The organism is Sphaerisporangium aureirubrum, from assembly GCF_042658925.1.
Classification (GTDB): Bacteria; Actinomycetota; Actinomycetes; order Streptosporangiales; family Streptosporangiaceae; genus Sphaerisporangium; species Sphaerisporangium aureirubrum.
This window is the reverse complement of record NZ_JBHSRF010000013.1, coordinates 15,138-28,848: the sequence shown is the minus strand read 5'-3', so window position 1 is coordinate 28,848 and position 13,711 is coordinate 15,138. Positions and strand designations below refer to the sequence as shown.

The window sequence follows — 13,711 nt, the reverse complement described above, 5'->3', positions numbered from 1 at the left end:
CACGCCTTGACGGCGTAGGAGGGGCAGCGATGTCTCTGATTCACGATCTCCGCGTCGTCGGCGGCTTGCGCTGCGGGGCGTCGTGGGCTGGGTGAGGGTCGCCTGAGAAGGACAGCGCCGAAGGCACCGTTTCGAGAGTGCTGGGTGATGGTCGTTAGGGCGACTTGAATGCGGTGATGCCGCAGACCTCTGGGATGGCGGTCATGGGGATGTCCTCGGTGAGGCTGCGGACCAGTAGGGCTTCTATGCCTAGGAGCATTTTCTTGGCGGTTTCTCGGGGGAGGTAGGCGGTGTCGATGATGATGCTCAGTTGGGCGGTGTCGGGGGCGGTGCCTATGGTGAAGAAGACTTTGAAGCGGACGCCTGGCCAGGCGTTTTTTATGGTTATGCGGGTTTTGGGGAGGAGGGGGGTTACGTCGGCGGTGGGGGCCAGGTGGGGGAGGGAGGGCCAGGTGGTGCCGCCTCGGCGGTCGTTCAGGAAGGCGTCGAGGTCGGGTTCGGTGCCGCGGGTCCGGCCTATTTCCTCTCGCATGGCGACCATGGCGAAGGGGTCGTAGTGGGCGTTGCGGTAGGCCATCAAAGCGCTGCGGTGGGCTTCCTGGCAGGTGGTGGGGAAGTCCGAGGTGGGGAGGGGGAGGACGAAGAGGCCGTCTTGGCCTACGGTGCCCACCATCGTGCGGGTGCGGGGGTCGCGGCGGTTGCTGTGGACCAGCTGCATGACGGCTCGGGGGCGGGCGCTCACGGTGGCGAGGACGGTGGCGCAGGCGGCGAGCAGGACGCTGGTGGTGCTGATGGTCCAGCGGGTCGCCAGGCGTTCGGCGCCTATGGCCAGTGCGACGGACTCCATGCCCACCTCTATGAAGCGGGGGTCCTCGGGCTCGCGGGGGGCGTGGTCGAAGACCTCCAGGGGGACGTCTTCGAGGATCGAGCGCCAGTAGCGGATCGAGCGTTCCGAGCGGGACCGGAACGACTCCTCCAGTTCCAGTTCCGCCTGGTCCATGGGCTGCCAGTCGGCGGGGGGCAGCTCTTCGCCGCGCAGCAAAGAACGCCACTCGGCGGCCAGCAGCGCCAGGGCCTGGAAGTCGACGGCCAGGTGGGAGAAGGTGAACGCCAGGGCCATGGGGCGGTCGTTCTTGATGACGACGGCGCAGCGCAGCGGCAGGTCGGTGTCGTGGGCGAAGACGGTTTCGCTCATCTCGGCGGCCAGCCGTTCGGCGGCCTGGAGCGCGCGTTCCTCGCCGGCCTCCACCAGCTCCACGGTCAGCTCACCTTCACGGGTCACCCGCTGCACGGGGCCGTCGGGGGTGGCGGCGAAGGTGGTCCGCAGGCTTTCGTGGCGTTCCAGGAGCGCGCGCAGGGCGTCCAGCACGGTGGCGAGGTCGCGTTTGCCGTAGACGGGGAGCACCCAGGGGCAGTTGAGGAACGACTGGCTGGGTCCCATCAGATGGACGGCGCGCCACATCAGGCGCTGGCCCCAGGTGAGCGTCGAGACGCCGTCCCGGATGCCGCGGAACGGCACCGTGGCGGAGGTCCCGATCAGCACGGCTTCCCCGCCAGCAGGTCCGCGACGTGGGTGGCCAGGGCGTCGACGCTCTCGAAGGAGGACAGGTCGCCGCTGAGGTCGACGTCCACGCCGTAGGTGTCCTCCAGGGCGTCGATGAGACGGATCCGGGCCAGGGACGTGAGGCCGAGCGCGGAGAGCGAGTGGCCGGTCGTCAGCACGTCGTCGGCGCGGACCTCGCCGCCGGAGGCGCTCGCGATCATGTCGGCCAGGTCCCGCCTGAGCCGTGCGGCGTCCACGGCCGTCCGCCGTGTTGTGGACTCGGTCATCTCCTGACCTCCGTGGTCTCGTTGAGGGTGGGGACGGTGCCGCGCAGGGCCTGGACGCCGACCAGGTCGTCGGCGATGGCGTCGGGCACCTCGTGGTCGAAGCGGGCGAGCGCGGGGACGCGCATCGCGATCAGCGTGATCAGCAGGATGGCGGCGCCGAAGAGCAGGTACATGAAGCCGATGCCCCGGCCGGGGCCGGTGCCGATGAGCGCGCCGACGGTGGGGGCGAGTGCGCCGCCGTCCAGCAACAGCGGGTCGAGCACCGAGGCCGCGTACGGGGCGACCAGGCCGAAGCCGATGGGCAGCGTGGACCAGGCGATGAGGGTGTTCATGGCGAACACCCGGCCGTGGAACCGCTGCGGCACCTTCACCTGCACGATGGTGGAGTAGATGCCGTTGAGCAGGGTGACCCAGGCCGTCATGCCGCACACGCCGACGGCGATCACGGTCAGGTCGGCGCGCAGGCCGGTGACCACGCTGAAGCAGCCGAGCGCCAGCGTGCACAGCAGCACGCCGCGCAGCCGCATCCGTCGCGGCCCGCCCCAGACGATCATGACCAGCGCCCCGGCGAAAGTGCCCACCCCGGCGAGGAACGAGATCCTGCCCACGTCGGCGAGCCCGGCGAACGACAGCACCAGCGGCCCGAACATCAGCAGCAGCGGGGACAGGAACACGTTCAGCACGACGAAGAACAGCAGCATGCCGACGAAGCCGCGATGCCCGAGGGAGTACCGCAGCCCGCCGAGGATCTCGGCCGTGATGGTCTCCCTGCGCTGCCAGGCCATGGTGGCGGGGAACCGCACCACCAGCAGCACGACGATCGCCACCGCGTAGCTGACCACGTCCAGTATCAGGATGCCGCCGAGCCCGATCCCGGCCAGCAGCCCGACGGCGAAGATGGGCACGAGCAGCTGCGCGGTGCCGAAGCCCAGCTGCGCGATGCCGTTGGCGTGCCCGAGGAAGTGCTTGGGCACGAGCTGGGGAATGGCCGTCGCGTACGCGATGCGCTGGAAGGTCAGCGCGACCGACAGGCACCCGAGCAGGGGATAGACGGCGCCCACGGAGAGATTCCCGGTCCACAGCAGCAGCCCGAACGCGAGCTGCGTCGAGAACGCGGCGACGTCCCCGGCCAGCATCACGCGGCGCCGGCTCGACCGGTCGATGATCGCTCCGGCGACGGGGGCGGTGAGCAGGCCGGGCACCAGGCCGACCACCGCCAGCAGGGCGAACTGCACCACCGACCCGGTGGTGGTGTAGATCCACAGCGGGACGGCGAACTCGGTCAGCGCCGAGCCGGTCACCGACACCAGCTGGCTGCCCGCGACGGCGAGGAACCGCGCGAGGCTCGGCTGGACCCCGGCGGACCGCACCGGCGTCGCGGAACGGGACACGTCGTGCAGCCACCACGTGGCGTCCGGTGGCCGCGCGGGTTTTTTCAGCCGCTCGGTGTCCGGCGCGGCGGCGAGTGCCCGGTGGGTGGCGGTGACGATCTCGGCCACCTCGGCGGCGCGGTACTTCAGGAAGAAGTGCCCGGCCTCCGCGAGCACGACCACGGCCGAGGTGGACGTCAGGAAGTGCCACTCGCGGAAGCGCTCCTGGTAGTAGTCCGTCGCCGGGTCCTCGCTGCCGACCACGCTGATCACCGGGGCGCGCAGCCGGTCGGCGCCCGTCTCGAACAGGCGGGTGTAGTAGTCCTCGGACTCCCGCGAGTCGCGGCGCATGTTCCGCACGATGCGGCGTGCCTGCGCGGGGTCGATGTCGCCCATGTCCAGCCCGAGCGAGATCAGCCAGTTGACGTACCGCTGGTCGCCGCGCAGCCGCTCCGCCTCGGCGAGCTTCGCGATCCGCGACATCAGCCGGCCGCGCGGCCGGGCGAACGGGAAGATCCCCCCGATGTACACGGCGGCGAGCTCCCGCCCCGCGGCCTCCAGCCGCCGGGCCACCTCCACGCTCAGCGCCGAGCCGACGCCGCAGTGCCCGTACACGACGATCGGGCCGTCGACCTTCTCCAGGACCTCCCGCACGATCGACCCCGCCAGCTCGTCGAACGGCAGCGACTCCTCGTCCACGCCGACGTCGTGCCCGGGGATCGCCACCGACCACAGCGCGTGCCCGTCCGGCAGGGCGTCGGCGAGCGGCTGGTACACGACCGCGCTGCCCCCGCCGTACGGCACGCAGACGTAGCTCAGCACGGGCGTCGTGCTGCGGGCCCGCGTCAGCCGGTGCACCAGCGAGCGGGGCCCGCGCTGTTCGGAGGGCGTGTCGGCGAGCGCGGCCAGTTCCCGGATGGTGGGGTGCTTGAAGACGTCCATCACGCTGACCGCGACGCCCGCCTGCTTGCGCAGCCGCGCCACCACCTGGGTGGCGAGCAGCGAGTGCCCGCCGAGGTCGAAGAAGTCGTCGTCCACGCCGACCGCCTCGACGCCGAGGAGCTCGCCCCAGATAGCGGCGAGGGCCAGCTCGGTGGGGGTGCCGGGCGCGATGAACTCCACCCCGGCGTCCCGGCCGGCGACGGGGGCGGGCAGCGCGCGGCGGTCCAGCTTGCCGCTCGGGCCGAGCGGCAGGGCCGCCAGGGTGACGTAGCCGCTCGGCACCATGTAGTCGGGCAGCGTCCGCTTCAGCCCGGCCCGCACGGCGGCGTGGTCGAGCACCTGGTCGAGGACCTGGTCGAGGCTCTGCCCGGGGTCGGCGTCGCCGGGTGTGATGTACGCGACCAGGCGGGGGTCGCCGGGACGGTCCTCCCGGACGATCACCGCGGCGTCCCTGACGGCGGGCAGCGCGCGCAGCGCCGCCTCGATCTCGCCGAGCTCGATCCGCAGGCCGCGCAGCTTGACCTGGCCGTCCATCCGGCCGAGGAACTCCAGGGCGCCGTCGGGACGGCGCCTCGCCAGGTCCCCGGTGCGGTACAGCCGGGATCCGGGCGGCCCGTACGGGTTCGCCACGAACCGTTCGGCGGTGAGGCCGGGGCGGTTGAGGTACCCCTGGGCAAGCTGGGCGCCGCCGATGAACAGCTCGCCTGGCACGCCGATCGGCGCGGGGGCCATGGCGGCGTCGAGCACGTACAGCGCGGTGTTGGCGACCGGCGTGCCGATCGGCACCCGGGCCGCCACGGCGAGCGTCGCGGGCAGGCAGTGCCAGGACGACACGTCGACGGCCGCCTCGGTGGGGCCGTACAGGTTGTGCAGCTCGGCCCCGGGCAGCGTCTCCAGGCAGCGGCGGGCGAGGTCGGCGGGCAGTTCCTCGCCCGAGCAGATCACCCGGCGCAGCGGGCGGCAGTCCGCCGCCTCCTCCTCGGCGAGGAACGCGGCCAGCATCGACGGCACGAAGTGGACGGTGGTGACGCCCTCGGTGACGAACAGGTCGCGCAGGTACGCCGCGTCCTTGTGGCCGCCGGGCGTGGCGAGCACCAGGCTCGCGCCGCACCGCAGCGGCCAGAACAGCTCCCACACCGACACGTCGAAGCTCACCGGGGTCTTCTGCGCCACCACGTCGCCCGCGCCGATCCCGTACCGCTCCTGCATCCAGTCGAGCCGGTTGGCGATGCCGCCGTGGGTGTTCGGCACGCCCTTGGGCCGCCCGGTGGAGCCCGAGGTGTAGATGACGTACGCGACGTCGCCGGGCTCCGTGCGCGGCAGCGGCCCGGGGCCGCCCGTCCACACGTCCGGGTCGTCCAGGTCCAGGACGACCGCGGCGGTGCCCGGCAGCGTGGGCCGTATCTTCCGCTGGGTGAGCAGCGCGGCGGGTGCGGCGTCCGACAGCATGAACGCCACCCGGTCGGCCGGGTAGTCGGGGTCCACCGGCAGGTACGCAGCGCCGGCCTTGAGCACGCCGAGCAGGCCGGGCAGCAGCTCCAGCGACCGCTCGGCGCAGACGGCGACCACCGATCCGGCGCCGACCCCGTGGCCGCGCAGCGTGCGCGCCACCCGGTCGGCCGCCGCGTCCAGCTCGGCGTACGTCAGCGACCGCCCCTCGAAGCGCACCGCCACCGCGTCCGGCGTGCGCGCCGCCTGCTCCTCGATCGGCCCGTGCAGGGTGGCCTCGCCTGGGTACGTGACCGCGGTGTCGTTCCAGCCGCCGACGACCAGGCGCCGTTCCTCGTCGGTGAGCAGGTCGATCTGGGAGAGCCGCAGCTCGGGCCGGGCGACGACCCGCTCCAGCAGGGCACGCAGGTGGCCGGCCAGCCGTTCGACCGTGGCGGCCTCGAACAGGTCGGTGTTGTAGACGAACAGGCCGGACAGGCCACCGCCGGGGTCGTCGGCGACGTACAGCTCCAGGTCGTACCGGGTCGCCCAGGTGTCCAGCGGGAAGTCCGCGACGGTCAGCCCGGCCGGCGGGTCGACGGTCCCGGTGCGGTAGTTCTGCATCGCGAGGATGACGCCGAACAGCGGCGACCTGGACACGTCGCGCGGCAGGTCCAGCTCCGAGACGAGCTGCTCGAACGGCAGGTCCTGGTGGGCGAGCGCGTCCACGGCGACGCCGCGCACGCGGCGCAGCAGGTCCGTGAACGCCGGGTCGTCCGACAGGTCGACCCGCATGGTCAGCATGTTGACGAAGCAGCCGACGACCCCGTCCAGCTCGGGCACCTGCCGCCCCGCCACCGGGGATCCCACGGCGACGTCGCCGGTGCCCGCGTACCGGCCGAGCAGCGCGGTGAAGGCGGCGAGCATCGTCATGTACGGCGTGGCGCCGTGCGCGCGGCCGAGCTCCGCCAGCGCCCCGGCGAGCTCGGGGCCCAGCGGGAAGCCGCACGCCGCGCCGCCGTAGGTGCGCTCCGGCGGGCGGGGCCGGTCGGACGGCAGGTCCAGCGGCTCCAGCCCGGCCAGCCGGTCCCGCCAGAACGCGAGGTCGCGCTCCGACGGCGCCAGACCGCGCTGCCAGGCCGCGTAGTCGCCGTAGCCCACCTCGGGGACCGGCGGTGTGCCTCCCTCGTAGCGGGTGAAGACCTCGCGCAGCAGCAGGTCGGCGGACCAGCCGTCGGAGGCGATGTGGTGCGTCGCGATCACCAGGACGTGGTCCTCGGCGTCCAGCCGGACCAGCAGCGCCCGCGCCACCGGCCCTTCGGTCAGGTCGAACGGCGTCGCGAGGAAACCTTCCACCAGGGCCCTGGCGGTGGCGTCGTCCGGCACGTCGAGGACGGTCAGCGGCAGCGTGACGTCGGCCGCGACCACCACCTGCGGCCGGCCGTCCCAGGTCGCCGGGTAGCGCATGCGCAGCGCGTCGTGCCCCGCCGCCACGGCGTCCAGCGCGGCGGCCAGCGCGTCCGCGTCGAGTGGGCCGCGCAGCCGCAGCGTGAGCGGGATGGTGAGCTGCGTGGTGCCCGGCGCGAACTGCTCAAGGAACCACAGCCGCTCCTGCGCGTGCGACAACGGCGGCGGCTCCCCGCCGGGCCGCGCCGTGATGGTCCGCCTCGGCACGGCCGCCGCGCCCCGCCGCAGCTTCTGCGCCAGCAACGCCTGCTTGGTGGCCGACAGCCCTTCCGCCCCCGGGTCGGTCACTTCGGCACCTCCTCCTCGTCGAGCAGGTGGGCCGCCTCGGCTTCGGACAGCCCGGTCAGCTGCTCGATCAGCAGCTTCTCGACCGCGGTGGCCAGCCCGGCGACGGTCGGATGGTCGAACACCATGCGGATCGGCACGTCCGCGTCGAGCGCGTTGCGCAGCAGGGCCGCCACGCGGGTCGCCAGCAGCGAGTGGCCGCCGAGGGCGAAGAAGTCGTCCAGCGCGCCGACCCGCTCGGTGTCCAGGCCGAGCACCTCGGCCCACACCCCGGCCACCAGCGCCTCGGCGTCGGTGCGGGGCGGCACGAACCGCGCGGCGGGTTCCGGGCCGGGCACCGGCAGGGCCGCGTGGTCCACCTTGCCGGTGACCGTGAGCGGCAACGCGTCCAGCCGCACCCAGCCCGAGGGCACCAGGTGCGCGGGCAGGGCCGCGCCGAGGTGACGGCGCAGCTCGCCGGGGTCCGCCGAGCCGGCCACGTACGCCACCAGCCGGTCCCCGTCCGCGTTTACCACCGCCTGGCGCACCCCCGGGTGGGTCAGCAGCGCCGCCGCCACCTCGCCCGGCTCCACGCGGAAGCCGCGCACCTTCACCTGAGCGTCGAAGCGGCCGAGGAACTCGAGGTTCCCGTCCGGCCGCGTCCGCACCCGGTCCCCGGTGCGGTACAGCCGGGCTCCGGGTGGGCCGTACGGGTCGGCGACGAAGCGTTCGGCGGTGAGCGCGGGGCGGCCGAGGTAGCCCCGGGCGAGGCCCGCGCCGCCGAGGCACAGCTCACCGGGCACGCCGGGCGGCACCGGCTCGCCGTACCGGCCGAGGACGCGCGCGACCGTGCCGCCGAGCGGGCGGCCGATCGGCGGGAGGTGTCCGGCGTCCGCCGCGCCGAGGGTGGCCGCCGTGGCGATGACGGTCGCCTCGGTCGGGCCGTAGGTGTTGACCAGCGTCACCCCGTCGCCGAACCGGGCACGCCACCGGGCCACGGCGGCGGCGTGCGCCTGCTCGCCGCCGAGGATCACCAGCCGCAGCCGCTCCGGCCAGGTCACGTCGTCGAGCGCCTCGGTGAGCCGGTGCCAGTACGCGGTGGGCAGGTCCAGGACGGTGACGCCGCGGCCCTCCGGCGCGCGCAGCACGTCCGGCAGGGTGGCGGCGCCGTCGGGAAGCATCAGCACCGAGGCGCCCGCCGTCAGCGCCGGGTACAGCTCCTCGGCGTGCGCGTCGAAGCTGAGCGACGCGAACTGCACGACCCGGTCACCCGGCCGGACGCCGTACTCCCGCCGCATCCACCGCACCCGCCCGGCCAGGGCGCCGTGCTCGACCAGCACTCCCTTCGGCAGGCCCGTCGACCCCGAGGTGTAGATCACGTACGCCGGGTCGCCGGGCCGGACCGGGTGCCATTCACCCTCGGCGTCCCCGGGCACCTGGACGGGTCCGGGCTCCCCGGCGCGTCCGGTGGATCCGGCCGCCTCGGTGGTGACGAGCGCGGTGCCCTCCGGCAGCCGGGAGGCGAGTCCGGCGTCGGTCACCACCAGGCGCGCGCCGCTGTCGGCGATCAGCCAGGCGAGCCGCTCGTCGGGGTACTCCGGGTCGAGCGGCAGGTACGCGCCCCCGGCCCGCCACACCGCGAGCAGCGCCGCAAGCGCGTCGGCCGACCGGCCGAGGCACACGCCGACCACGTCCCCGGGCGTCACGCCGGCCCGCCGGAGCGCGGCCGCGAGCCGCGCCGTCCGGGTGCCGAGCTCGGCGTAGCTCACCCGCTCGCCGCCGCACACCAGCGCCGTGGCTGCGGGCGTCGCGGCGACCGCCCGCGCGACCAGCGCGGGCACTGTCCCGGCGTCGTCGTGGACCGCGGCGTGATCGGCGGAGTGTCCAGTGGGATGGTCGGCGGAGTGGTCGGTGAGGTGGCCGGTGGTGTGCTCGCCGGCCAGGGCCGCGGTGTCGGCGGTGGTCAGCATCGGGAGGTGGGAGATCCGTGTGCCGGGGGCGTCCGCGACGCCCCGCAGCAACACGTCGAACCGCGCCGCCAGCCCCTGGATCGTGGCGGCGTGGAACAGGGTGGCGTCGTAGCCGAGCACGGCGATAAGGCCCTGCTCGCCCCGCCAGGTCTCCAGGGCCAGATCGAACTTCGCCTGCCGGTACCCGCCGTCGAAGAGCTCCACCCCGAGGTCCCCGACCCGCTCCGGCGGGGTGCCGTCGCCGACCTGGCTGTGCAGGATCACCATGGTCGACAGCAACGGGTTGTGGTGGATGTCGCGCGGCACGCCCAGTTCGCCGATGAGCCGTTCGAACGGCACCGTGCGGTGGGTGTGCGCGTCGAGCACGGTGCGCCGGGTGGCGTCGAGCAGGTCGCCGAACTCCGGGTCCCCGCGGAGGTCGCCCCGCAGGACCAGCGTGTCGGTGAGGTAGCCGATGACCGGCTCCAGCTCGACCCGGTCCCTGGCCGCCCACGGCGTGCCGACCAGGATGTCCTCCTGCCCGGTGTGCCGGGCGAGCAGCACCTGGTACGCGGCGACCAGCACCATGAACAGGGACGCCCCGTGCTCCTGCGCCACCCGCTCCAGGCGCGCCACGACCTCCTCGGGCACCCGGAAGGTGTGGAAGGCGCCCTCGGGCCGCCGCCCGGCGGGCTTGTCCGTCGGCAGCTCCAGGCGGGACGGCTCGGCGAGCCGGTCGCGCCAGTACGCGAGCGACGCCTCGGCCGCCGCGCCCGAGTCCCGCTCCCGCTGCCACAGCGCGATGTCGCCGTACTGCACCGGCAGCGGGGGCAGCCCGGGCTCGGTGCCCGCGACCCGCGCCTGGTAGAAGGCGAACAGGTCGTCGAACAGGATGCTGTTGGACCAGCCGTCGGCGACGATGTGGTGCAGCGAGAAGCACAGCACGTGGTCGTCGCGACCGAGGGTGAGCAGCCCGGCCCGCAGCGGCGGCGCCGCGGCCAGGTCGAACGGCGCGTTGACCCGCACGGCGACCAGCCGCCGCGCCTCCTCTTCGGGGTCGGCGGCGCCGGTCAGGTCGATCCGGTCGATCCGCACGGGGCCGGGCGGGTCGATGACCGCGATCGGCGCGCCGTCGATGTCGGGGAACGACGTGCGCAGGCTCTCGTGCCGCGCCACCACCGCGTCCAGCGCGTCCCCGAGCGCACGGATGTCCAGGGGCCCGCGCAGCCGCAGCACGAGGTACATGTTGTACGAGGCGTCGTCGGGGTCGAACCGCTGCAGGAACCACAGCCGTTCCTGCGCGAACGACAGCGGCGGGGCCACCCCGGCGGGCCGGGGCCGCACCCCCGCCTGGAGCGTGTCGCCGGGGGCCTCGTCCGCCTCGGCGCGCAGGCGCGTGATCTCCTCGACCACCCCGCCGACGGTGGGGTCGTCGAAGAAAGCGTCCAGCGACACGTCCACCCCGAGGCGCTCCCTGATCCGCGCCGTGATCTGGGTCATGGTGAGCGAGTGGCCGCCGAGGTCGAACAGGTCGTCGTCGGCGCCGATCTCGTGGACGTCGTCCGGCTCCAGGACCTCCAGCCAGATGCGCCGGACCTCCTCGACCAGGTCCGAACCGGGAGGCGGGCCGGCGGCCGGGGGGTCCGCCTGGCGTACGGGCTCCGGCAGCGCCGCGCGGTCGAGCTTGCCGACGGGGGTCAGCGGGAGGGCGTCCAGCACGACGTACGCGCTCGGCAGCAGCGGCTGCGGCAGCGTCCGCGCCAGGTGCGCGGTCAGCGTGCCGGGGTCGGGGGCCGCGCCGGGCGCGGGCACGATGTAAGCGATCAGGCGGTGATCGTCCGGATCCCCGCCGCGGACGATCACCGCCGTCTCGCCGACCTGGGGGTGGTCCAGCAGCCGGGCCTCGATCTCGCCGAGCTCGATCCGGTGGCCGAGCACCTTGACCTGGCCGTCGTCGCGGCCGATGAACTCGATCTCGCCGTCGGCGCGGTAGCGGGCCAGGTCGCCGGTGCGGTACAGCCGCGACCCGGGCGGGCCGAACGGGTCGGGGACGAACCGTTCCGCCGTGCGGTCCGGCCTGGCCCGGTAGCCGCGCGCCACTCCGGCCCCCGCGACGCACAGCTCGCCCGCGACGCCCACGGGCACCGGGCGCATCGACGCGTCGAGGATGTGGATCTGGGTGTTGGCGATGGGACGGCCGATGGTGACCGTCTCGCCGGGCTCGCCCGACGTGCTCCAGATGGTGGTCTCGGTGGGGCCGTACACGTTGACGACGCGGTCGCAGCGGGCGCGCAGCTCGGCGGCGAGCGGGGCGGGCAGCGCCTCGCCGCCGGTGAGCGCGGTCACCCCGCCGATGCCGCCCGGCAGCAGCAGCCGCCACACCGACGGGGTGGCCTGCACATGGGTGACGCCCTGCTCGGCGACCATGCGGGCCAGCGCCTCCGGCCGCCGTACGGCGCCGTGCGGGGCGACCACCACCCGGCCGCCGGTGACCAGCGGCAGGTAGACCTCCAGGGCGAAGATGTCGAAGGCGGGAGAGGTGAGGGCGAGCCATGTGTCGCCGGCGCTCGCCTGGAGCCGGTCGCGCATCGCGAGCAGCAGGTTGGCCAGGTTGCCGTGGTCGACCTCCACGCCCTTCGGGCGGCCGGTGGACCCCGAGGTGTAGATGACGTAGGCGATCTCGCCGGGCAGCGGCGGCCGTGACGGCTCGGCCGGCACCGGAGCCGTGTCCGGCTCCCCGTCCACGACGAGCACCGGCCCCGGCAGGTGGCCGGGCGCGGCGGTCTCGGACAGCAGCAGCCGGGGCCGGGCGTCGGCCACGATCATCGCGAGCCGCTCCGCCGGGTGGTCCGGGTCGAGCGGCAGGTAGGCGGCCCCGGCCTTGTGCACGGCGAGCAGGGCGGCCATCAGCGTGTCGGACCGCCGCAGGTGCACGGCCACCAGGTCCCCGCGCCCCACGCCTGCGGCCCGCAGCCGGTGGGCGAGCCTCGCCGCCGCGGCGTCGAGCTCGGCGAAGGTCAGCGAGCGGCCCTCGAACGTCACGGCGACCGCGTCCGGGCGGGCCCGTACCCGCTCGGCGAACAGGCCGGGCAGCGTCGCCTCCCCCGGGTACGCCGCCGCGGTGTCGTTCCAGTCGACGAGCACGCTCCGCAGCTCCGCCGGGGAAAGGATCTCCAGGTCGGCCAGCCGGGCGGCGGGGTCGGCGGCGGCGTGGCGCAGCAGGGCGCGCAGGCCGTCGGCGAACCGCGCGGCGGTGTCCCGGCCGACGGCCGCCGGGTCGAACCGCACGCTCATCGCGAGCCCGTCCGGGCCGTCCACGAACTGCAGGTGCAGCGCGTTGCGCGTGCCCCCGCCGAACATCATCCGGTCGACGGTGACGTCCAGGCCGGGGAAGACCGGTTCGGCGCCGCCGTCCCGCCTGCGGTAGCTGAGCGACACGGGCGTCGCGGCGCCGCGCGGCAGGCTGACGGCACGGGCGAGCGGCACCTCCCGGAACCGGTACAGCTCGCGCAGCTCACGCCGGACCTCCCGCACGAACCGGCCGAACTCCTGGCCGGGCGCCGGGCGGGCGAGGACGGGTAACTCGTTGACGAACGGCCCGATGTGGTCGCGGGTCGCCGGGCCGCGCGTGGTCACGTCGACCGCGACCGCCGCGTCCCGCGCGCCGTACCGGAACAGCAGCGCGTGCGTGGCGGCCACCAGCGTCTCGAAGGTCGTGGCCCCGGCGGCCTCGGCCACCGCGGCGGCGTCCCGGCCGAGCCCGAGATCGGTCCCGGTGCCGGCCTGGTCGCCGTCGCCGTACCGGTGGGCGGTGCGCCGCTGGCCGGGCAGCACGATCTCGGCGGGCTCGGTCCAGCGCTCCGCCCAGAATTCGCAGGCGGCGGGCAGCGCGGCCGACACGCGTTCGTGCTCGGCGCGGGCCGCCTCGGCGAACGGCAGCGGCGTCACCGCCTCGCGCGGGCCGCCGCCGGTCCTGGCGCGGTAGTAGCGGGCCAGGTCGCGGACCAGGATGTCCTTGGACATGCCGTCGAAGACCAGGTGGTGGGCGACGAACAGCAGCAGGTGCCGCCCCGGCCCGGCGGGTACGAGGGTGAACCTCGCCAGCGGCCCCTTCTCCAGGTCGAAGCCGCGGGTGACCTCGTCGCGCACGAGCCGGTCGAGGGCGGCCGGGGACGGCAGGTCGGTGAGCGTCACCGACGGCTCCGCCGCCGCGGCCAGGCGCGGGCCACCGGGGCTCTCCTCGACCGTGGTGGCGAGCACCGGGTGCCGGGCGGCCACGTCGCCGCACGCGGCGAGCAGCGCGGCCACGTCGAGGTCGCCGTCGAACCACAGGGCGAGCGGCATGTGGTACGCCGTGCCGGCGCCCATGCGCTCGCTGATCCACATGCCCTCCTGGGCCGGCGAAGCCGGGGGGCTGTCCTGGCGGTGCGTCATGTTCGTTCTCTCTGTCCCACCCACTGG

4 protein-coding genes are annotated in these 13,711 nt (G+C 74.4%); all 4 read right to left on the bottom strand.

Annotation, left to right across the window (positions count from 1 at the left end; genetic code table 11):
• Nucleotides 1-154: 154 nt before the first annotated feature.
• The 4 genes from ACFP1K_RS12245 to ACFP1K_RS12230 are packed head-to-tail and all read right to left on the bottom strand — an operon-like array spanning nucleotide 155 to nucleotide 13,684.
• On the bottom strand, nucleotides 155-1,543 hold the full coding sequence (locus ACFP1K_RS12245; RefSeq protein ID WP_380750879.1) for a condensation domain-containing protein: 1,389 nt from the start codon (nucleotides 1,541-1,543) through the stop codon (nucleotides 155-157).
• Entirely contained in the window at nucleotides 1,537-1,830 is a 294-nt protein-coding gene (locus tag ACFP1K_RS12240; RefSeq protein ID WP_380750876.1) for an acyl carrier protein, read from the bottom strand. Before ACFP1K_RS12240 ends, ACFP1K_RS12245 begins: the two co-directional genes overlap by 7 nt.
• Entirely contained in the window at nucleotides 1,827-7,325 is a 5,499-nt protein-coding gene (locus ACFP1K_RS12235) for a non-ribosomal peptide synthetase/MFS transporter (RefSeq protein WP_380750873.1), read from the bottom strand. Before ACFP1K_RS12235 ends, ACFP1K_RS12240 begins: the two co-directional genes overlap by 4 nt.
• Nucleotides 7,322-13,684 (bottom strand): amino acid adenylation domain-containing protein, encoded by a 6,363-nt coding sequence (locus tag ACFP1K_RS12230; RefSeq protein WP_380750870.1) that lies wholly within the window; start codon nucleotides 13,682-13,684, stop codon nucleotides 7,322-7,324. Before ACFP1K_RS12230 ends, ACFP1K_RS12235 begins: the two co-directional genes overlap by 4 nt.
• Nucleotides 13,685-13,711: the final 27 nt, after the last annotated feature.